The sequence below is a fragment of the Microbacterium sp. LWH12-1.2 genome (genome assembly GCF_040675825.1).
GTDB lineage: Bacteria > Actinomycetota > Actinomycetes > Actinomycetales > Microbacteriaceae > Microbacterium.
The window spans coordinates 1,841,075-1,860,275 of the sequence record NZ_JBEGIJ010000001.1; the positions used below are offsets into that span (position 1 = coordinate 1,841,075).

Annotated in this window: 20 protein-coding genes and 1 pseudogene; 8 read left to right on the forward strand and 13 right to left on the reverse strand. The window is 67.7% G+C overall.

The genetic code is table 11. From position 1 onward, the window contains the following. Window positions 1–5: 5 nt before the first annotated feature. The 5 genes from rlmB to MRBLWH12_RS08910 all read right to left on the reverse strand — a co-directional run bounded on the left by rlmB (window position 6) and on the right by MRBLWH12_RS08910 (window position 4,753). The gene (gene rlmB / locus MRBLWH12_RS08890) at window positions 6–1,010 is read right to left on the reverse strand and encodes a 23S rRNA (guanosine(2251)-2'-O)-methyltransferase RlmB (protein ID WP_341973912.1); all 1,005 of its coding nucleotides are present in this window, start codon (window positions 1,008–1,010) and stop codon (window positions 6–8) included. After that, entirely contained in the window at window positions 1,003–2,412 is a 1,410-nt protein-coding gene (gene cysS / locus MRBLWH12_RS08895; RefSeq protein ID WP_363548288.1) for a cysteine--tRNA ligase, read from the reverse strand. Before cysS ends, rlmB begins: the two co-directional genes overlap by 8 nt. Before the next feature lie 53 nt (window positions 2,413–2,465). Further along, window positions 2,466–2,990, reverse strand: a complete 525-nt coding sequence (locus tag MRBLWH12_RS08900) for a hypothetical protein (RefSeq protein ID WP_341973910.1) — start codon at window positions 2,988–2,990, stop codon at window positions 2,466–2,468. Further along, window positions 2,987–4,186 (reverse strand): 2-C-methyl-D-erythritol 4-phosphate cytidylyltransferase, encoded by a 1,200-nt coding sequence (ispD, locus tag MRBLWH12_RS08905; protein WP_341973909.1) that lies wholly within the window; start codon window positions 4,184–4,186, stop codon window positions 2,987–2,989. Before ispD ends, MRBLWH12_RS08900 begins: the two co-directional genes overlap by 4 nt. Before the next feature lie 84 nt (window positions 4,187–4,270). Next, window positions 4,271–4,753 (reverse strand): CarD family transcriptional regulator, encoded by a 483-nt coding sequence (locus MRBLWH12_RS08910; protein ID WP_341973908.1) that lies wholly within the window; start codon window positions 4,751–4,753, stop codon window positions 4,271–4,273. Between the two features lie 136 nt (window positions 4,754–4,889). Here MRBLWH12_RS08910 and MRBLWH12_RS08915 point away from each other — a divergent pair, with 136 nt between their 5' ends. Beyond that, the gene (locus tag MRBLWH12_RS08915) at window positions 4,890–5,435 is read left to right on the forward strand and encodes a DNA modification methylase (protein ID WP_363548291.1); all 546 of its coding nucleotides are present in this window, start codon (window positions 4,890–4,892) and stop codon (window positions 5,433–5,435) included. A gap of 93 nt (window positions 5,436–5,528) precedes the next feature. On the opposite strand, the gene MRBLWH12_RS08920 is transcribed toward MRBLWH12_RS08915, so the two are convergent. Continuing rightward, entirely contained in the window at window positions 5,529–6,212 is a 684-nt protein-coding gene (locus MRBLWH12_RS08920; protein WP_341973906.1) for a response regulator transcription factor, read from the reverse strand. Continuing rightward, the gene (locus MRBLWH12_RS08925) at window positions 6,209–7,450 is read right to left on the reverse strand and encodes a sensor histidine kinase (RefSeq protein ID WP_363548293.1); all 1,242 of its coding nucleotides are present in this window, start codon (window positions 7,448–7,450) and stop codon (window positions 6,209–6,211) included. Before MRBLWH12_RS08925 ends, MRBLWH12_RS08920 begins: the two co-directional genes overlap by 4 nt. A 198-nt stretch (window positions 7,451–7,648) precedes the next feature. Between MRBLWH12_RS08925 and phoU the strand changes: the two genes are divergently transcribed. After that, window positions 7,649–8,344: a phosphate signaling complex protein PhoU gene (phoU, locus tag MRBLWH12_RS08930; RefSeq protein WP_363548295.1), complete on the forward strand. Its 696-nt coding sequence runs from the start codon at window positions 7,649–7,651 to the stop codon at window positions 8,342–8,344. A gap of 28 nt (window positions 8,345–8,372) precedes the next feature. Here the strand turns inward: phoU and MRBLWH12_RS08935 are convergent. Together MRBLWH12_RS08935 and MRBLWH12_RS08940 are read right to left on the reverse strand one after the other, a co-directional pair. Further along, a pseudogene (locus MRBLWH12_RS08935) lies at window positions 8,373–8,639 on the reverse strand (WYL domain-containing protein); the annotation flags it as partial. Between the two features lie 21 nt (window positions 8,640–8,660). Then, on the reverse strand, window positions 8,661–9,131 hold the full coding sequence (locus tag MRBLWH12_RS08940; protein WP_363548297.1) for a helix-turn-helix transcriptional regulator: 471 nt from the start codon (window positions 9,129–9,131) through the stop codon (window positions 8,661–8,663). An 84-nt stretch (window positions 9,132–9,215) separates the two neighbouring features. On the opposite strand from MRBLWH12_RS08940, the gene MRBLWH12_RS08945 reads away from it, so the two are divergent. Next, the gene (locus MRBLWH12_RS08945) at window positions 9,216–10,085 is read left to right on the forward strand and encodes an NAD(P)H-binding protein (protein ID WP_363548299.1); all 870 of its coding nucleotides are present in this window, start codon (window positions 9,216–9,218) and stop codon (window positions 10,083–10,085) included. Between the two features lie 3 nt (window positions 10,086–10,088). Here MRBLWH12_RS08945 and MRBLWH12_RS08950 read toward each other — a convergent pair whose 3' ends face one another. Further along, window positions 10,089–10,838, reverse strand: a complete 750-nt coding sequence (locus MRBLWH12_RS08950; protein ID WP_341973901.1) for a phosphoglyceromutase — start codon at window positions 10,836–10,838, stop codon at window positions 10,089–10,091. Between the two features lie 57 nt (window positions 10,839–10,895). On the opposite strand from MRBLWH12_RS08950, the gene MRBLWH12_RS08955 reads away from it, so the two are divergent. Beyond that, window positions 10,896–11,717: a class I SAM-dependent methyltransferase gene (locus MRBLWH12_RS08955; protein ID WP_363548301.1), complete on the forward strand. Its 822-nt coding sequence runs from the start codon at window positions 10,896–10,898 to the stop codon at window positions 11,715–11,717. Between the two features lie 5 nt (window positions 11,718–11,722). On the opposite strand, the gene MRBLWH12_RS08960 is transcribed toward MRBLWH12_RS08955, so the two are convergent. The 3 genes from MRBLWH12_RS08960 to MRBLWH12_RS08970 all read right to left on the reverse strand — a co-directional run bounded on the left by MRBLWH12_RS08960 (window position 11,723) and on the right by MRBLWH12_RS08970 (window position 13,881). After that, window positions 11,723–12,871, reverse strand: a complete 1,149-nt coding sequence (locus tag MRBLWH12_RS08960; RefSeq protein ID WP_414684954.1) for a YgfZ/GcvT domain-containing protein — start codon at window positions 12,869–12,871, stop codon at window positions 11,723–11,725. Then, entirely contained in the window at window positions 12,843–13,445 is a 603-nt protein-coding gene (locus MRBLWH12_RS08965; RefSeq protein ID WP_363548305.1) for an FABP family protein, read from the reverse strand. The genes MRBLWH12_RS08960 and MRBLWH12_RS08965 overlap by 29 nt, the downstream gene beginning before the upstream one ends. A 145-nt stretch (window positions 13,446–13,590) precedes the next feature. Then, window positions 13,591–13,881 (reverse strand): hypothetical protein, encoded by a 291-nt coding sequence (locus MRBLWH12_RS08970; RefSeq protein WP_341973897.1) that lies wholly within the window; start codon window positions 13,879–13,881, stop codon window positions 13,591–13,593. A gap of 73 nt (window positions 13,882–13,954) precedes the next feature. On the opposite strand from MRBLWH12_RS08970, the gene MRBLWH12_RS08975 reads away from it, so the two are divergent. From MRBLWH12_RS08975 to MRBLWH12_RS08990, 4 genes are all read left to right on the forward strand, one after another. Further along, window positions 13,955–14,638, forward strand: coding sequence for a response regulator transcription factor (locus MRBLWH12_RS08975; protein ID WP_341973896.1), 684 nt, complete (start codon window positions 13,955–13,957; stop codon window positions 14,636–14,638). A 52-nt stretch (window positions 14,639–14,690) separates the two neighbouring features. Next, window positions 14,691–16,856 carry an RNA degradosome polyphosphate kinase gene (locus tag MRBLWH12_RS08980; protein ID WP_363548308.1) on the forward strand — a complete coding sequence of 722 codons (2,166 nt, stop codon included), beginning with the start codon at window positions 14,691–14,693 and terminating at the stop codon, window positions 16,854–16,856. Further along, window positions 16,853–17,848 carry an NUDIX hydrolase gene (locus MRBLWH12_RS08985; RefSeq protein ID WP_363548310.1) on the forward strand — a complete coding sequence of 332 codons (996 nt, stop codon included), beginning with the start codon at window positions 16,853–16,855 and terminating at the stop codon, window positions 17,846–17,848. Before MRBLWH12_RS08980 ends, MRBLWH12_RS08985 begins: the two co-directional genes overlap by 4 nt. Window positions 17,849–18,003: 155 nt before the next feature. Further along, window positions 18,004–19,104, forward strand: a complete 1,101-nt coding sequence (locus tag MRBLWH12_RS08990; RefSeq protein ID WP_363548312.1) for a phosphate ABC transporter substrate-binding protein PstS — start codon at window positions 18,004–18,006, stop codon at window positions 19,102–19,104. Window positions 19,105–19,201 lie beyond the last annotated feature (97 nt).

Consider the following 19,201-nt stretch of genomic DNA (forward strand, 5'->3'; position numbering starts at 1 on the left):
TGCTTCTAGCGGGCGGCGCGGATCGTGGCGACCTGGTAGAGCGCGACAGAGGTCGCGATACCGGCGTTCAGCGATTCGGTCGCCGCGTTGATCGGGATCGAGACGATCTGGTCGCAGGTCTCGGTGACCAGGCGCGAGAGGCCCTTGCCCTCGGAACCGACGACGATCACGACGGGCCGGTCGGCGAGCTCAAGATCCGGGAGCGAGACGTCGCCGTCGCCGTCGAGGCCGAGCACGAAGACGCCCTGCTTCTTGAACTCCTTGAGCTGGGTCGTCAGGTTCGTCGCGAGCGCGACCGGAATGCGGGCTGCCGCTCCGGCGCTCGTCTTCCAGGCTGCCGAGTTGACGCCGGCCGAGCGACGCTGCGGGAGGATGATCCCCTGGCTGCCGAAAGCGGCGGCCGAACGGATGATCGCGCCCAGGTTGCGCGGGTCGGTGACCCCGTCCAGTGCGACGAACAGCGGCACCTGGCCGCGGCTGATGACCTTCTCGAGCAGGTCCTGCGGGTGCGCGTACTCATACGGCGGAACCTTCAGGGCGACCCCCTGGTGCACACCGTCGAAGCCGGCCATCCGGTCGAGTTCCTGTCGGGTGACTTCGAGCACCGGGATGTTGCGGTTCGTGGCGATCGACAGCATCTCCTTGACGCGGTCGTCCATCTCCACGCGCTGCGCGATGTAGAACGCCGTCGCCGGGATCTTCGCACGGAGCGCCTCGAGCACGGAATTGCGCCCGGTGACCGTCTCGGTGTCGGAGGTGTTGTCCTTCGCACGAGCGGAGCGGTTCGGGCTGCCGCCGGATGACGAACGTGCGCCCGGCTTGCCCTTGCCACCCGAGGCCGCGAAACGCTCGGCCGCCGCCTTGCGCTTCCCCGCGGGGTGCCAGGCGCGGTCCTCCGCCTTCGGAGTCGGTCCGCGCCCTTCGAGCGCCTTGCGGCCGAGGCCACCGGTGCCCTTCAGCGGGCCCTTCTTCTTGCCGTTGCTTGCGCCGGGGCGCTGAGGCTTAACCATCGATACTCCAATGTGTTCCGTCCGGGCCGTCTTCGAGCGTGATGCCCGCAGCCGCGATCGCGTCGCGGATGCGGTCAGCCGCAGCCCAGTCCTTGTCTGCGCGTGCCTGTGCACGCTGGGTGATCATCGTCTGCACGAGGGTGTCGAGCGCGGAGGCGGATGGTCCGCCGTCCGTCGTTCGCCACTCTCGCGACAGCGGATTGATTCCGAGGATGTTCGTCATCTGAGTGACGTCCATCACATCCTGTCTCGCTGCGGCGTGCTCCCCCGCGTCGAGGAGAGCATTGCCGGAGCGGATGCTGTTGTGGATCGCCGCCAGAGCGCGAGGAACGGAGAGATCGTCATCCATCGCCTCGACGAACTCGTTCGGAAGACCTTCCTTGGCCTCACCCCAGCCCGGCTTCGCCATTCGCGTTCCCCGCTCGAGGAACGCGCGGATGCGCCCGATCGCCGCCTCCGCCTCTGCCCACGACGAATCCGACAGGTCGATGTTCGACCGGTAGTGCGCAGCGGCCAGCGCGTAACGCACGACGAGCGGGTCGTGCGCGGTCAGCACGTCGGCGGCAAGCGTGAAGTTGCCGAGCGATTTCGACATCTTCTGACCGTTGACGTTGACCAGGCCGTTGTGCACCCAGTATCGAGCGAATCCGTCGCCGGCAGCCGTCGACTGGGCCAGCTCGTTCTCGTGGTGCGGGAAGCGCAGATCGAGACCACCGCCGTGGATGTCGAACTCCGCGCCGAGATAGCGCTTCGCCATGGCCGAGCACTCGATGTGCCAGCCGGGCCGCCCAGCGCCCCAGGGCGATGCCCAGGTCGCATCTGCCGGCTCGTCCGATTTCGCACCCTTCCAGAGGGCGAAGTCCTGCGGGTTGCGTTTTCCGCGCGGGTCCGCGTCCTGCGCGGCTTCCATCGCGTCGACCGACTGGTTGGTGAGCGAGCCGTAGTCGGCCCAGGAACGCACGTCGAAGTAGACGTCCCCCGAACCATCGGATGCAGGGTACGCGTGACCGCGCTCGATGAGCGCCGCGATAATGTCCTGCATCTGCGGGACGGATGCTGTCGCCCTCGGCTCATAGGTGGGCGCGAGGATGCCGACGGCGGCATATGCGGCGGTGAATTCCTGCTCGAACCGGAAGGCGAGCGCCCACCACGGTTCGGCGTCCGTATGGTTCGCCAGTACCTTGTCGTCGATGTCGGTGACGTTGCGCACGAAGGTCACACGGCCATGACGGCGCTCGAGCCAGCGGCGCAGCAGATCGAAACTCAGCGCGGCGCGGACGTGCCCGATGTGCGGGCCGGACTGCACCGTCGGACCGCAGACGTACATCGTGACGTTTCCGGCGTCGAGCGGCACGAAGTCGCGCAGCTGCTGTGCGCGGGTGTCGTAGAGGCGGAGAGTCACCGCTCAAGCCTACTCGGCCCGCTCGCTCGTCCCCTGAGTGTGTCCCGCGCCCTTCAGCGCGGCGGTGATACCGGCCGCGGTGACCGCTCGTAGGTGACGACGTTCACCCTGCCGCGGAAGGCGGTGCGTCGTTCGACTTCGGCGTACCGACCGCCCTGATCGACCAGTTCCAGCACTCGCTGGTAATCCTGCATTCGCGGGTTGAACTCCTGAATCAGCGAACCGTCGAGCGCCAGCAGCCGGATGGTGCCCACCCGCGGGGTGTTCACCGTGTACCGCGCGATGTCGCCGTTGCGCAGATGCCTCTCCGCACTCCCGATCCGCACCGTGAGAGTGTCGGCATCGCGACGCAGGTGCACGCGCTGCATCGACACCGCGGCGAGCGCGATGAGCGGGATGAAGACGACCGCTCCGACGAGCATCCCGGTGCCCTTCGCACCACCTGCGGCCATGTCGTTGACGATCTCGGCGAGCGCATCGAAGTTGATGATCATCAGCGTGAGCACCACGACCAGGTACGCCAGGCCGAGCACCAGGATGAGGGTGCGGCGCGGCTGTCGGAAGGAGAGCTCGTTCATCGGGACTCCTCGGCCGGGTACACCATCGCGATGGCTGTCACGGAGATGCCCTCGCCTCGCCCAGGGAATCCCAGCCCGTCGGTCGTCGTCGCGGTCACCGACACCGGCACTCCGCCGAGCGCGGCAGAGAGCACCTGTTCCGCTTCCGATCGACGAGCACTGAATCGCGGGCGGTTGCCCTGGAACTGCGCGGAGACGTTCCCGATCGTGAACCCCGCGTCCGCCAGCAGGTCCCGGGTGCGGGCTAGGAAGACCTCCGCGTGCGCGCCCGCGTACTCGGGGTGGGCCGTGCCGAAATGCTCTCCGATGTCGCCGAGTCCCGCCGCCCCCAACAGGGCGTCGACAATCGCGTGGGCGACCGCATCTCCGTCGGAGTGTCCGGACAGCGGCTGCTCCCCCGGCCACTCGAGACCGGCGAGCCAGAGATTCCCCTCGCCTCCGAATGCGTGCACGTCGGTGCCGATGCCGACGCGCGGGATCGCGGCGGCGGGGGCCGGAGCCGCGGACAGCAGCTGCCGAGCGCGCACCAGATCGGCAGGGGTGGTGATCTTGAACGCGCGCGCCGCCCCGTCGATGTGCCGAACAGCGTGGCCCGCTGCGGCGAACAGCGCTGCATCATCGGTGTACTCCGCGCCCGAGGCGAGAGCCGCCGCGTAGGCGGATTCGAGGTGTCCGCGCGGGAACCCCTGCGGCGTCTGCGCCGCAGCGAGCTCCGACCTGTCCACGGCACCGACGACCGCGCCGCCGTCGACCTTCTTGAGGGTGTCCACCACCGGCAGCGTGGGAATGACTCCCGTGTCGTCCGTCACGGCGGCGGCGACGGCGTCGATGAGCGACGACGGCGTCAACGCTCGCGCCGCATCATGCACGAGCACGGTCGTCACGTCGCCCCAGAGCGCGGCGAGCCCCGCCGCTACCGACTCCTGACGCGTGCCACCGCCCGTGACGACACGGCCGAGATCGCTCCTCCCGCCCGCAGCTGCGAGCAGTTCGGTCTCGGCATCCCCCTCGAATCCGGCGGGGGCGACGACGATCACCTGTGCGGGTGCGGCCGCGAAGACGCCGTCGAGCGCGTGCCGGAGGATCGGGCGGCTGTCGATGCCGACGAAAGCCTTGGGTGCACCCGCATCGAGGCGGGTGCCGGAGCCGGCCGCGACGACGATGATGGCCACGTGGGGCACGGGAAGCAGAGTCACACGCACACGTTACCGGCGGCGACCGGAAACGACGAAGAGGGCGGATGCCGAAGCATCCGCCCTCTTCAAGAAAAGTCCCGGTCGTTACGAGGCGAGAACCTCGTCGAGCACGGCACCGGCCCTGTCTTCGTCGACCTTCTCGGCGAGTGCGAGCTCGGAGATGAGGATCTGGCGAGCCTTCGCCAGCATCCGCTTCTCACCCGCGGACAGGCCGCGGTCCTGATCGCGACGCCACAGGTCGCGCACGACCTCGCTGACCTTGATCACGTCGCCGGAGGCGAGTTTCTCAAGATTCGCCTTGTAACGGCGCGACCAGTTCGTCGGCTCCTCGGTGAACGGGGCACGCAGCACCTCGAACACATGGTCGAGGCCCTCCTTGCCGATCACATCGCGGACGCCGACGAGGTCGACGTTCTCCGCCGGTACCTCGATGATCAGGTCGCCCTGCGTGACGTTGAGCTTCAGATACTTCTTCGTCTCGCCCTTGATGATGCGATCTTTGACCTCGATGATGGTCGCGGCCCCATGGTGCGGATAGACGACTGTTTCGCCAACCTCAAAAAGCATAAAAACGTGTCCTTTCGGCAACCTCAAGGATACCACAGGGGATATGCGCTAAGGTTCGCGCCTCATCGTCTCCGATCCCCCGCGCGCATACCCATAGAATGGATCACGGACACCCCGCCGGACCTCAGGAGGACCCGTGAAATCGCGCCTTGTCGCCTCTGCTGCTGTCAGCGCCCTCGTTCTTCTCGGCGCAACGGGGTGCACCTTCCTCACGCCTCAGGCGACGACGATCGAGTATCCCTCGTCCGACGGCGTGAACGTCTCCGACGCCGACGGCCCTCTCGTCGTCCGCAACGCCTTCATCGTCGCCACCGAGGACGGCTCCATCGGCAACCTCGTCGGTGCGATCGTGAACCCCACCGAAGAGCGCGCCACGATGACGATCACGCTCGCGGGCATCGCCCCGTTCGTGGTCACCGTCTCGGCCGGCGAGACGATCAGCCTCGGCGCCGACGCGGAGCCGCTACGCATCATCGACCTCGACAGCATGCCCGGCTCCACGGTCGAGATCCACTTCCAGTCCGGAGATTCCACCGGCACGAAGGCCGAGATTCCCGTGCTGGACGGATCCCTCCCCTACTACGCAGACCTGGTGCCTTCCGAGGCGAAGCCGGTGTCCGTGCCGGAGAGCACCCCCGTACCGGTGCCGACCGACACCGCGACGTCCGCTCCTTCGAACTGACCTTCCAGAACGAAAGAAGAGGCCGGCACCCCACGGGGTGACCGGCCTCTTCTCGTCTGATCGGGCGCGGAGCGCGCCCGCGAGGGCTGGCCCTCAGCCCTCGAAGCGGTATCCGAGCCCGCGAACCGTGACCAGCATCACCGGCTCGCCAGGGTTGACCTCGATGCGCGAACGGATGCGCTTGATGTGCACGTCGAGCGTCTTCGTATCGCCGAAGTAGTCGCTCCCCCACACGCGATCGATGAGCTGACCGCGCGTGAGCACCCGCCCGGAATTGCGCATCAGGACCTCGAGCAGTTCGAATTCCTTGAGCGGCATGTTGATCAGGTCGCCCGCAACCGTGACCGTGTGGCGGTCGATGTCGAGAGACACGCGCCCGCCGTCCAGCACACGCTCGTCGAGCTCGCTCTCGGCCTGCACGACTCTGCGCAGCACCGCGCGCATTCGCGCGAGCAACTCCCGTGAAGAGTACGGCTTCGTGATGTAGTCGTCGGCGCCGAGTTCGAGCCCGACCACGATGTCCACCTCGGAGTCCTTGGCCGTGAGCATGATGATCGGCACGGCCGAGGTCGAGCGGATCTGACGGCACACCTCGGTTCCCGGCATCCCCGGGAGCATCAGATCGAGAAGCACGATATCCGCGCCGCGCTCGCGGAAGGCGGTGAGGGCTCCGGGACCGTCCTCCGAGATCTCGACCTCGTACCCCTCGCGGCGCAGCAGATAGGCGAGCGGGTCGGCGAGATCGGGCTCGTCCTCGACGAGAAGGATGCGGGTCATATGAGTTCTCCGTTTCGGGTGCGCGCGGATACGGCAGCTTTGGCGGCCTTCGCCGCTTTGCGTGCCTGCTTCTTCTCGCGCTTCTTGCGCTTCTGGTCCAGGTCGACGAACTCCGGCGCATCGATGCGCGGCAGCCGGATGGTGAAGGTGGAGCCGCGTCCCGGCCGCGACCACAGGAGCACCTCGCCGCCGTGGCGCTGCGTCGCGTGCTTGACGATCGACAGGCCGAGGCCGGTGCCGCCGGTGCGCCGGGAGCGGGCCTCGTCGGCGCGGTAGAAGCGCTCGAAGATGCGCTCGCGATCGGTCTCCGAGATGCCGATGCCCTGATCCGCGACGGCGATCTCCACGATGTCGCCGTCGGCCTTGACCCCGACGCCGACGCGCGAACCGCGAGGCGAGTAGACGATGGCGTTCGCGATGAGGTTGCCGACCGCTTCGATGAGGATCTGCGCATCACCGCGCACCCACACGCCGCGGTCGCCGCCACGGGTGAGCTCGACGCCCGCGGAATCCGCCTGCACGCCGTTCGCTTCGATCGAGGCGGTGATCACCTCGTCGATCGCGACCGGATTCACCTCTGCGAGGCCGTCTGCCGCCTGCAGGCGGGAGAGGCTCATGATGCGGCCGGTGAGCTGTCCGAGCCTGGTCGCCTCGGCGAGGATCCGCGCAGCGAAGATCCGCACCTGGGCGGGATCGTCTGCCGCGGACTCGATCGCCTCGGCGAGGAGACTGACAGCACCGACCGGCGTCTTCAGCTCGTGACTGGTGTTGGCCACGAAGTCGGTACGCATCTGATCGAGGCGCTCCTGCTCCGTGACGTCGCGGATGATCAGCAGCATCAATCGTGAGCCGAGCACGCTCGCCCTGGCTGAGACGAGGCGGGGATCGAGACTGAGTCCGCCGCGGGTGATCCGCATCGTCTCGGTATCGGTTCCCCCCGTCGACCGCACACTGCGCACCAGTTGACGCAGCTCCTGATTCTCCAGATTCGCACCGACGTCGATTCCGAAGCGGGTCGCGGCATGCGACCGCGCGAGCACGAGCCCCGACGTGTCGACGACGCAGGCGGCGTCATCCATGCTGCGCAGCACGTCCGCGACACCGTCGGGGATGACGACCGAGGTCTCTTCCTCGGCGCGAGCTCTGGCGCGGTACGCCCACACCACGATCATCGACAGGCCGACACCGATGACCAGGCCGATGGCCAGTGCGATCAGGGCGATCTGCGGCGTGCTCATGGCTCAAGCGTAGAGTGTGTTCACCGGGCCGCTGACGGGTTTCCTGGCCATCCACGCGGTCAGCGAAGTACTGTTCATATGCTGGGCACCGTTCGTTAACCTTCGAGGCACAGAATCGCTTCGGGCCTGTGCGGCAGCTCAGCCCAACCTCTCGGCCGGATGACGCCCGTCGAGACATGAATGAAAGGTTGCGCCGCCATGCGCGAAGTCTTCCACCAGTCCCTCGAGGATCTGCAGTCCAAGCTCGTCGAGATCGCGGACCTCGTCACGATCTCGATCGACAAGGCGACGCGGGCGTTCGCGACGAGCGATGTGGCGTTGGCCGAAGAGGTCATCGCCGACGACGCCAACATCGACGCCCTCGCCATCACCCTCGACGAGCAGGCCATCGAGATCCTCGCCCGTCAGCAGCCGGTCGCGCGCGATCTGCGCATCGTGGTGACGGCACTCCGGGTGAGCGCCTCGCTGGAGCGCATGGGCGACATGTCCGAGCACATCGCGCAGCTCGCCCGACTGCGCTTCCCCGAGCGCGCCATCCCGAAGGGCCTCAAGGGCACTTTCGTGAAGATGGGCGAGCTGGACGTCGAGATCTCCCGCACCCTGTCCGAACTGCTGCGCACGCAGGACCTCCGCTACGCCGACATCATCCGCAACGCGGACGACGATGTCGACGAGTTGCACGCGACCGTCTTCGAGAAGGTCCTCAGCGACAACTGGAAGGGCGAGGCGACGGCGACGGTCGACGCGACGCTCGCCAGCCGCTACCACGAGCGCTTCGCCGATCACGCGGTCGCCGTCGCGAAGAAGGTGGTCTACCTCGCGACCGGCGACTGGCAGGTCGACGAGCAGGACATTCCCCTCGCCGTCGAGCAGCAGGTGCAGGGACACGCTTAGCCACCCGTTGCGGGCGCCTACGCGCTCGTCACCGCCCTCGCCGATCCCCCGTCGGGGACGACCTCACGTCGTCCCCGACGGGGGATTTCGGCTCACGACCGAAGTCGGTCGCCAACCACTGCTCCACTGACTCCTCGGGAAAGGTCCGCTCCGCCGCACGCTCAGACCCGCTCTCGGCGTCACGGATGCGATCGAGTCGGAACAATCGCCAGGCATCCCGATCCACGTCGAAACCGACGAGGTACCAGCGATTGCCCCGCAGGACGTGCCGGTACGGCTCCACCTGCCTCAGCGACGCACGCTCGCGGCTGTCCCTTTAGGCGAACCGCACCCGCGTCGCGTTCGCGACAGCATCGGCGAGCACCCCCATCGTGGCCATGTCGATCGCCGGACGATCCGCGTGCAGCACCTGGGTCGACAGGGACACGGCGCGCGCCCGCCGCGCCAGCCGCGGCGGCAGCAACGACGTCAGCTTGGCGGCCGCGGATGCGGCGGCTTCATCGGCGGGCTCCCACGCGGCGAGCATCCCGAGTCCGACCGCGACTGCGGCGATCTCATCCTCGCTGAGCAGCAGCGGCGGGATCTTCACGCTCGGGCGCAGCCGATAACTCGCGCCAGGACCTGTCCGGGCGCTCACGTCATATCCGAGATCGCGCAATCGCCTGGCATCACGCCGTACCGTGCGTTCGCTCACCTCGAGTCGTCGAGCGAGCATGTCGGCGAGCAGCTCGCCTCCTCCTTGCAAGAGCGAGAGCAACTGCAGTGCGCGTTCTGTCGGCGTCGCCATCCGTCCAGCCTCGCATACAGATACGGACAGGATCAGACCTTAACTGCTCGTATCGTGAGGGAACCACGGACGAAAGGAGCGATCATGCGCATCGCAATCACCACACCCAACGGCCACGTCGGACACCACCTCGCACGCGCCCTCGTCAGGGCGGGAGTGCGGCCCCTCCTCGTCATGCGCGACGGGAGTCGAATGGACGACGAGCTGCGGGAAGTCGCTGACGTCGCCGAGGCCGACTCCCTGAACGCCGGGGAGATCGTTGACGCGACTCGCGGCGTTGACGCCCTGTACTGGGTCGACCCGCCGTCGATGACCGACGACCCGCTCGCGGACTACGCAAGGGCGACCGAGGCTGTGACGGCCGCAGTCACCGCCAACGGCATAGGCCGGGTCGTCTTCCAGAGCAGCGTCGGAGCCGAGAAGCGCCACGGCGCCGGCGAGATCGACGGGCTCGCCGCGACGGAGATGGCCCTGGATGAGCTCGACATCGACGTCACGCACCTGCGCTGCGGATACTTCTTCACAAACCTGGTCATGCAGCTCGACGCGATCCGGTCTGGAACGATTCCGGTGCTGCTGCCGCCCGACTCCCGGATGAGCTGGGTGGCCCCGCGAGACATCTCGGACGTGGCCGCCGGCCTGCTCCTGAGCACGTCATGGTCCGGACGCCGCGTGCAGGCCGTCCACGGACCTGCGGATCTCAGTTGGAACGATGTCGCCGCGATCTTGGCGACGGAACGAGGAACTCCCGTGAAGGCCGAGCAGATCGCGGACGATGAGATGCGACGCGTCTACCTGTCTGCGGGTTTCTCATCGTCCGCGGCGGAAGCGCTGCTCGGCATGTCAACGGGACTGCGCGACGGTTTCACACCGGAACAGGCTCGCACGGTCGTGTCGACCACGCCCACCACTCTGAGATCGTGGGTCAGCGAAGAACTGACCCACGATCTCTGATGGCTACTTCTTGCCCTGCGCAGCGACCGCTGCGGCGCCGGCTGCGGCGGCCTCGGGGTCGAGGTAGCGGCCGGGTCCGGTGGGGACGTTGTTCTCGTCGAGCTCGTACACCAGCGGGATGCCCGTGGGGATGTTGAGCTCGGCGATGTCGTCATCGCTGATGCCCTCGAGGTGCTTGACGAGACCGCGCAGCGAGTTGCCGTGCGCCGTGACGAGCACGGTCTTGCCCGCCTCGAGATCGGGAACGATGGCGCTCTCCCAATAGGGCAGCATCCGATCGATGACCAGCTTGAGCGACTCGGTGCGCGGCACCTCGCCGTCGATGCCGTCGTAACGCGGGTCGTTCACCTGGCTGAACTCGCTGTCGTCGTCGAGCAGGGGCGGCGGCACATCGAAGGAACGACGCCACAGCTGGAACTGCTCCGGGCCGAATTCCGCGAGCGTCTGGGCTTTGTCCTTGCCCTGCAGTGCGCCGTAGTGGCGCTCGTTGAGACGCCAGGAGCGGGTGACCGGGATCCACAGGCGATCGGCGGCATCGAGCGCGATGTTCGCGGTCTGGATCGCGCGGCTGAGCAGTGAGGTGTGCAGGACGTCGGGGAGGATGCCGGCTTCGGCGAGCAGCTCGCCGCCGCGCTGAGCCTCTGCCTTGCCCTGCTCGTTCAGGCGGACATCCACCCAACCGGTGAAGAGATTCAGTTCGTTCCACTCGCTCCGGCCGTGGCGGAGCAGGATCAGGGTGCGCGTCGCAGTCATGCGGCCAGTTTATCGGGGAGGTCGTCGACCACGCCCGCGGGCTGGAAGGATTGACTCATGGCGTCATCTCCACTCGGCCGGCCGACTCGGGGCACCACCGGGACGAACCGTCTCCGCCGGAGCGATCGCTGGATCGCCGTGAGCAGCGCGTTCCGCTCCTCTCCCGATCCGCTCATCGTCGATCTCGGCTACGGGGCGAGCGGCGTGACGGCGTTCGAACTCGCCGCGCGACTGCGGCAGGTGCGACCCGACGCCGAAGTGATCGGCCTGGAGATCGATCCTGTGCGCGTCGCCACGGCTCGCGAGCAGCTCGAGGAGGTGCGCGCCGGCCGCACGCCGTTCCCGCCGGATATCCGCGTCTCCTTCGCCAGGGGCGGGTTCGAGGTGCCGCTCCCCGACGGCAGACGCGCCGCCGTCATCCGCGCGATGAACGTGCTCCGCCAGTACGACGAGGCGGATGTCGCTGCGGCCTGGCGCGCGATGGCCGCGAGACTGGCCCCCGACGGGCTGCTCGTGGAGGGCACATGCGACGAGATCGGCCGGGTCTCCAGTTGGGTCGACGTGACCCCGGACGGGCAGCCGGCGCGCTTCACGATCTCCCTGCGCCTGGCAGAGCTGGAACAGCCGAGCATCGTGGCCGAGCGTCTGCCGAAGGCCCTGATCCATCACAACGTCCCCGGTGAACGCATCCACGCTCTGCTCACCGACCTCGACCGCGAGTGGGCCAGAGCCGCTTCGCTGTCGACATTCGGCGCGACCCAGCGCTTCCTCGCCACGGTGGCGGCACTGCGCGATCTGGGCTGGCCGGTACGCGGCGGCCGCACCCGCTGGCGCCTGGGCGAGCTCACGCTGCCGTGGGACGCGGTGGCTCCGCTGTAGGCGGCTCAGCCGTCCCGGGGATCCGGTGCCGTCGGCCGGCGGGAGAGGCGCGTGAGTCGCGGGATATCGGCCGTCGCACCAGCATCCGCCGGAACGATCACCTGCTGCGCCGCCGCGATGTCGACCCCGTCCGCGCGGACGACGAGGTCGCCGATCGGAGTGCGCCGAGAGAGGATGGCGAGCGCGATCGGTCCTTCCTCATGGTGACGAACGGCGGAGGTGATTTGACCGACCTCGTCTTCGCCCGCGAACACCGGCGCTCCGGATTCCGGAAGCACGTCGTCGCTGCCATCGAGATGCAGAGCCGCCAGCCGGCGCGGCGGGTGACCGAGGTTGTGCACCTTGGCGACCGTCTCCTGGCCGCGGTAGCAGCCCTTGCTGAGATGCACCGCACTGCGGATCCAGTCCGACTCGTGCGGCAGGGAGCGCTCATCGACTTCAGCCGCCCAGCGCGGTCGCCAGGCCGCTACCCGCAAGGCCTCCGCAGCGAGAAGGCCGGCGACCTCATCGTGAGCGAGCGCAGCGGCGAGGGCCTCAGCCGGTGCCGCCTCGAGGATCGCCACTCGCCAGGCCAGGCCGGCTCCGGGGTGATCTGCGATCTCGGCGTACTGGTGCCCGCCGGCGCGCACCTGCTGCCAGGGGTCGGCCCACACCAGGGCGGTGCCGTTCGGCGCGAAGGCCGCGGCCGTCGCCGTCGCGGCCGCCGTGCCGCCGTCGACGAAACCGAGAAGCGCGAGATCCGGCCGGACCGCCACGGTGACCTGCGTGCGGAAGACCATGCGGGACAGCCAGGCGCCGAGCGGTTCCGCATCAGCGGCGTCGGCGATCAGCCAGGCCGTGGTCCCGTCGTCGAGCACACCGGCGGCGTGCTCCACTCGGCCCTGCGGGTCGAGGACGAGCAGTTCCGTGCTCTCGCCCGGCGCCAAGCGCGCGACCGATTGGGAGGTGATCGAATCCAGCCAGCTCAGGCGTTCCGGACCGGTGACCTCGACGATCATGCGGTCACCGAGCGGTGCGATCGCCGTGCCGGCGATGAGCCGGCGCTGCTCCCGGATCGGATCGCCGAAGTGCGCGAAACCTCGGTCGCCGGCGACGGCTCCCTCGACCTCTGCGAAGCCGGCCACGTCAGACCTTGGCCAGTCGGGCGGACGCATGCGAGCTGAGAGCCGTGCCGAGCGCGGCGATGTCCCATGCCCACAGCAGGTGCCCGTCGACGAGCCCGTACATGCGCGTCGCCGCACCGTACTCCTTGGCTCCGGCGCCGCGGACGATCGCGTCGGATGCGATATCGATGCGCGGCCCGCTGATCTCGCCGAGGTACAGCTCCAGCGTCCCGTCGGCATGCGCGAGCGACACTTCGATCGGGAAGCCGCCCCCAGCGCCACGCAGCTCTTCCACGTCGTCGACAGTGCGGACGACGGCAGGCTCGAGCGGAGGCAGCAACGCCGGTCCCGCGTCGGCATCCGTCGCTGCGCGCGACAGCCGCCAGAACCCGACCTCGGCAATCAGCTGGACCGGATCGGAATCATCGTCAGCGGTGAAGGTGGCCGTACCGGAGTAGTTCAGAAACGGGCCGCCGTCATGGCTGAAGCTCACGCGGTGCGCGAATTCGCCCTGCAGGCGACGCTCGCCGATCGTGTAGTCGATGACGCCAGTGCCCTCCCAGACGCCGATCAGCCAGGAAAGAGGCACGATGTCGGCCGGAAGGTCCGTGGGCAGTTCGAGCACGATCAGCTCAGCGCTGGCCGCGGAAGAGGTTCAGCAGCACGACGCCAGAGACGAAGGCGATCGCGAGGCTCGCCAGGCCCAGCAGGCCGATGAAGAAGAGTTCGAGCGCCAGGAGATCCATGTCTCCCACATTACCCCCACCTGGTCAGGAGGGGATGAGCGCAGCGAGACCGAAGCCGACCGAGATCAGCCCCATGATCAGCAGTGCCCCGGTAGCGCTGCCCGCAACCCGGAAGATGAACCCTTGCGTGCGGCCGTACCAGAGCTGCACGGCGAAGGAGAGCAGTACGACACCGCCGAAGGCCACGAGCATCCACGGCACCCGCCACTCCTCCGGCACGAAGATGCCGATGGCGATGCTCGCGAGGAAAGCTGCAGCCCACACGCCGAAGACCGCGATGAACGGGTTACGGGGGGCGAGTGCCGGTTCGGACATGGCTCCATTGTTGCGCATCCGGTGCCGGTATCATGGCCCCACGGCGTCGACCGTCGTCTCGGAAGGATAGTGCGTGGCCCTGCTGCTGGTTCTGACCAACGCTCCGGTTTCGGAGGAGGTCCTTCCCGCGCTCGAACTGCTCAGCCATCGAGTGCGCCAGATCCCTGCGGAGCCCGCACGGCTGATCAATGCGCCCGAATATGACATCGTCATCGTCGACGGCAGGCAGGACCTCGCCGCGGCGAAGTCGCTGTGCCGTCTGCTGCGCGCCACCGGGCAGGACTCGCCGCTGCTGCTCGTCGTGACCGAGGGCGGCATGAGCGCCGTCTCCGGCGAATGGGGCATCGACGACGTGCTGCTCTCGACTGCCGGTCCTGCAGAGGCCGATGCCCGCATCCGCCTGGCTCTGGCGCGACGCGACGATGCCGCCGCTCCCACCCGCGTGCAGGCGTCCGGCATCACCATCGACGAGCAGTCGTACTCGGCGAAGCTGCACGGCAAACCCCTGGACCTCACCTACAAGGAGTTCCAGCTGCTGCACTTCCTGGCCACCCATCCGTCACGGGTGTTCACCCGGGAGCAGTTGCTCAGCGAGGTCTGGGGATACGACTACTTCGGAGGCACCCGCACCGTCGATGTGCATGTGCGGCGCCTGCGCGCGAAACTCGGCGACCAGGAGCAGATCATCGGCACCGTCCGCAATGTCGGCTACCGGTTCAATGTGTACGACGACGAGTCCATCGCCGCAGCACGGTGACGAAGCATCCGCGTTCACACGCGCGTCACCTCACGGTGCTTAGATGTACCCCATGATCGATCCCGCACTCGCCGATGCCGGCCTCGGCGACGCAGAAGACGACGACTTCGACGCTGTCGAGTCCCCGGATGCCCTGCTTCCCGACCACCGCTACCTGGATCGCGAGATCAGCTGGCTCGCGTTCAACAAGCGCGTGCTGGAGCTCGCAGAGGACGCCTCGCTTCCCGAGCTGGAACGGGCGAACTTCCTCGCGATCTTCGCAAGCAACCTCGACGAGTTCTTCATGGTGCGCGTCGCCGGGCTCAAGCGCCGCATCATGACCGGCCTCGCGGTACCGACCAACATCGGCCGCTCTCCCGCAGACGCGCTCGCCGACATCTCCCGCGAGGCGCATGCCCTGCAGCTCCGCCACGCGGACGCCTGGACCTCGCAGGTCCGCCCCGCCCTCGCAGACGCCGGCGTCGAGATCACCGAATGGTCCGAGCTCACCGATGACGAACGTGCTGCGCTGTCGGAGTACTTCCAGCTGCAGGTGTTCCCCGTCCTCATGCCCCTGGCCGTCGACCCCGCCCACCCGTTCCCGTACATCTCCGGGCTGTCGCTGAACCTCGCGATCCGCATCCGCAACGCCCGAACCGGACGTCAGGAGTTCGCGCGCCTCAAGGTGCCGCCGATGCTCCCCCGTTTCGTCGAGGTGCCGGGCTCCGGCGAGATCCAGCGATTCCTGCGCTTGGAGGAGCTCATCGCCAACCATCTCGGCGACCTGTTCCCCGGCATGGAGGTGCTCGATCACCACGCCTTCCGCCTCACCCGCAACGAGGACATGGAGATCGAGGAGGACGAGAGCGAGAACCTCATCCAAGCGCTCGAGGCGGAGTTGCTCCGGCGACGTTTCGGTCCGCCCATCCGCCTTGAGATCACCGACGACATGGACGACGTCACCATGGGCCTGCTGGTGAAAGAGCTCGACATCACCGACCAGGAGGTCTACCGCCTCCCCGGCCTTCTCGATCTGCGCGGTCTCTTCGATCTCGGGCGCATCAAGCGCCCCGACCTGCGCTTCCCGCCGCACCTGCCGACGACGGCCGTGGCCTTCCAGCCGACCGGCTCGAGCACCCGCGCCGACATCTTCAAGGCGATCCGCAAATCCGATGTGCTGGTCCACCACCCGTACGAGTCCTTCACCACCAGCGTCGTGGCGTTCCTCGAGCAGGCGGCCCGCGACCCGCACGTGCTCGCCATCAAGCAGACCCTCTACCGCACCTCGGGTGACAGCCCGATCGTGCAGGCGCTCATCGACGCGGCAGAATCCGGCAAGCAGGTGCTCGCACTGGTCGAGGTCAAGGCTCGATTCGACGAGGCGAACAACATCGTCTGGGCCCGAAAGCTCGAGAAGGCGGGCGTGCACGTCGTCTACGGTCTGGTCGGGCTGAAGACGCACTGCAAGCTCGCTCTCGTCATCCGCGAGGAAGACGGGATGCTGCGGCACTACTCGCACGTCGGAACCGGCAACTACAACCCGAAGACGAGCCGCATCTACGAGGACTTCGGCCTGTTCACCGCCGACGCGCAGGTCGGGAAGGATCTCACCCGCCTGTTCAACGAGCTCAGCGGCTATGCCATCGAGAAGAAGTTCAAGAGGCTGCTGGTCGCTCCGCTGCACCTGCGCAAGGGGCTCATCCGGCAGATCGACAACGAGCGCAAGAACGCCGAGGCCGGCAAACCGGCGCACATCCGCATCAAGGTGAACTCGATGGTCGACGAGGAGATCATCGACGCGCTCTACCGCGCGAGCGCTGCCGGCGTGAAAGTCGATGTGTGGGTGCGCGGCATCTGCAGCCTCCGGGTCGACCTCGACGGCATCAGCGACAACATCACGGTGCGCAGCATCCTGGGCCGCTATCTGGAGCACTCGCGCATCTTCGCCTTCGAGAACAACGTCGACCCTCAGGTCTACATCGGCAGCGCCGACATGATGCACCGCAACCTCGACCGCCGCGTCGAGGCCCTGGTGCGTGTCACCGATCCTGCGCACCTCAAGGATCTGCTGATGTTCTTCGACCTCGCTCTCGATCCCGGCACGATCTCCTGGCACCTGGGTGCGGAAGGCGCGTGGGAGCGCCACGCCGTGGACGCGAACGGCAATCCGCTGGTCGACCTGCAGGATCAGACCATGGGGTTGATCCAGAAGCGTCGTCGCTCACGGTCGGTGCGATGACTGTCCGCCAGGCTGAGGGATCCACGTCGGCGCAGAGCCTGGCGCGCCCGAAGACGGTCGAGAAGGCCGTGTACGCGGCCGGCGCCGTCGTCTGGCGCATCGTCGACGGCAAGCTGCGCATTCTGCTCATCCACCGGACCAAGTATCGCGACGTCACGCTGCCGAAGGGCAAGGTCGATCCGGGCGAGATGCTCGCCGAGACGGCGGTGCGCGAGGTGCACGAGGAGACAGGCATCCGCGTGTCGCTGGGCGTCCCCGTCGGTGTCAGCCGCTATCACCTCGCGTCGACGAAGCAGAAGGTCGTGCACTACTGGGCGGCGGAAGCGACGGAAGACGCCATTCGCGCATCGACGTTCGTGCCGAACCGGGAGATCGCCGCGATCGAATGGGTCAGCGTGAAGAAGGCGCGCGCGCGGCTGAGCTACCCGGTCGATCTGGAGATCCTGGACTTCTTCGACAATCTCGTCGACGACGGCGTCCTGCACACGTTCCCGATCGTGGCGTTGCGGCATGCGAAGGCGCTCTCCCGCTCGGAATGGGACGGAGCGGATGCCGCGCGTCCGCTCAGCGAACGCGGCCGCCACCAGGCCAAGTCGATCGTGGGGCCGCTGCGCGCCTTCGGAATACGCAAGATCGTGACCAGCGATGCCGTGCGGTGCGTCGACACCGTGAAGCCGCTCGCGAAGTCCCTGGAGCGCAAGGCCGTGCGGACCGAACAGATCAGTCAGGACGCCTGGGAAGACGGCACCGCCGACCTCCGATCGATCGTCGGCCGACGCGTGCGATCCGGAAAGCCGGCCGTCCTGTGCAGCCACGGGCCCGTGCTGCCAGGACTGCTCGCCGAGATCTCGCTGGCCACCGGGACCATTCGCGGCTCCTACCTCTCCAGCGCCGCCGACCTCGAGCCCGCCGCTTTCTCTGTCGTGCATCTCTCCGCCACGAATCCGGGCTCGGGCATCATCGCCATCGAAACGCACGTTCCGAAGGTCTGAATGTCGCTTTCGGGTGCGGGAGAGCCGCCCCAGAGGGTTGCCGGTCGTTCACCTCCCGTTCACCTGCGCGGGAGAGTCTCGTTAACCGCCGCGTCTAGCGTCACTGTGTGCCCTGCACCGGGCCTCTACCCCATCCACGATCGAACGGATCCACAGTGAAGATCTCCCGAATCGCACGAATCGGCGCCATCGGCGCCGTCGCCGCCCTCGCGCTCGCCGGCTGCGCCGCGAACGAAGGCGGCACCGGCTCCGCCGAGGAGCCCACAGAGTCCACACTCTCCGGCACCGTCGACGCCACGGGCGCCTCCTCGCAGGCTTCCGCCCAGGAAGCGTGGGTCGCCGCGTTCCAGACCGCAAACCCCGACGTCACGGTCAACTACGAGCCCACCGGATCGGGCACGGGACGTGAGAACTTCCTCGAGGGCGGCAGCAACTTCATCGGCTCCGACCGCGCGTTCAACGACGACGAGGTCGCCGCCGGCGGCTTCGGCGCCTGCACCAGCGACGCCATCGTCGAGGTCCCGCTCTACATCTCGCCGGTCGCCGTCGCGTTCAACCTCGAAGGCATCGACACTCTGAACCTCGACGCCAAGACGATCGCGGGCATCTTCGCCGGCACCATCACCAAGTGGAACGACGGCGCCATCGCAACACTGAACCCGGACGCGAAGCTCCCCGACCTGGCGATCTCGCCGGTCCACCGCTCCGACCCCTCCGGCACGCAGGAGACCTTCACCAAGTACCTCCAGGCAACGGCCCCCGACGTGTGGACGCACGAGCCGGCTGACGTATGGCCGATCGAAGGCGGCGAAGCCGCTCAGGGCACCTCGGGTGTCGTCCAGGCCATCACCGCCGGCAACGGCGCAATCGGCTTCGCCGACGCCTCACAGGTCGGCGACCTCGGCCAGGTCCATGTCGGCGTCGGTGAGGAGTTCGTCGCGTACTCCGCTGAGGCCGCATCGAAGCTCGTCGAGAACTCGCCCCTGGTGGAAGGCCGCGGCGATGGCGACCTCGTCTTCGATGTCGACCCGGCCTCGGCCAGCGACGGCGCCTACCCCATCGCTCTGGTCAGCTACCTGATCGGGTGCGAGGAGTACGAGGACACCAACGTCGCAGCGCTCGTGAAGGCGTACTTCCAGTACATCGCGAGCGCCGAAGGACAGGACGCCGCCTCGGAGAACGCCGGCAGCGCACCGATCTCCGATGGTCTGCGCGAGCAGGTCCTGACCGCGATCGATCTCATCAAGGTCAGCTGATCCGGCCTTGACGGCTGAGCGCTGATCTCGTTGCCCCCGCGTCCGAACCGGGCGCGGGGGCCTCGATGAGTCAGCACCCGATCCACCCGATTCCGCC

Coding starts and splice junctions, on each gene's coding strand:
- MRBLWH12_RS08910 (WP_341973908.1), bottom strand. CDS start 4,753: ATGCTTTTTGAGGTTGGCGAAACAGTCGTCTATCCGCACCATGGGGCC.
- MRBLWH12_RS08940 (WP_363548297.1), bottom strand. CDS start 9,131: ATGGCGACGCCGACAGAACGCGCACTGCAGTTGCTCTCGCTCTTGCAA.
- rlmB (WP_341973912.1), bottom strand. CDS start 1,010: ATGGTTAAGCCTCAGCGCCCCGGCGCAAGCAACGGCAAGAAGAAGGGC.
- MRBLWH12_RS08960 (WP_414684954.1), bottom strand. CDS start 12,871: ATGCGTCCGCCCGACTGGCCAAGGTCTGACGTGGCCGGCTTCGCAGAG.
- MRBLWH12_RS08900 (WP_341973910.1), bottom strand. CDS start 2,990: ATGAACGAGCTCTCCTTCCGACAGCCGCGCCGCACCCTCATCCTGGTG.
- MRBLWH12_RS08985 (WP_363548310.1), top strand. CDS start 16,853: ATGACTGTCCGCCAGGCTGAGGGATCCACGTCGGCGCAGAGCCTGGCG.
- MRBLWH12_RS08950 (WP_341973901.1), bottom strand. CDS start 10,838: ATGACTGCGACGCGCACCCTGATCCTGCTCCGCCACGGCCGGAGCGAG.
- MRBLWH12_RS08980 (WP_363548308.1), top strand. CDS start 14,691: ATGATCGATCCCGCACTCGCCGATGCCGGCCTCGGCGACGCAGAAGAC.
- MRBLWH12_RS08955 (WP_363548301.1), top strand. CDS start 10,896: ATGGCGTCATCTCCACTCGGCCGGCCGACTCGGGGCACCACCGGGACG.
- MRBLWH12_RS08925 (WP_363548293.1), bottom strand. CDS start 7,450: ATGAGCACGCCGCAGATCGCCCTGATCGCACTGGCCATCGGCCTGGTC.
- MRBLWH12_RS08970 (WP_341973897.1), bottom strand. CDS start 13,881: ATGTCCGAACCGGCACTCGCCCCCCGTAACCCGTTCATCGCGGTCTTC.
- phoU (WP_363548295.1), top strand. CDS start 7,649: ATGCGCGAAGTCTTCCACCAGTCCCTCGAGGATCTGCAGTCCAAGCTC.
- MRBLWH12_RS08945 (WP_363548299.1), top strand. CDS start 9,216: ATGCGCATCGCAATCACCACACCCAACGGCCACGTCGGACACCACCTC.
- MRBLWH12_RS08920 (WP_341973906.1), bottom strand. CDS start 6,212: ATGACCCGCATCCTTCTCGTCGAGGACGAGCCCGATCTCGCCGACCCG.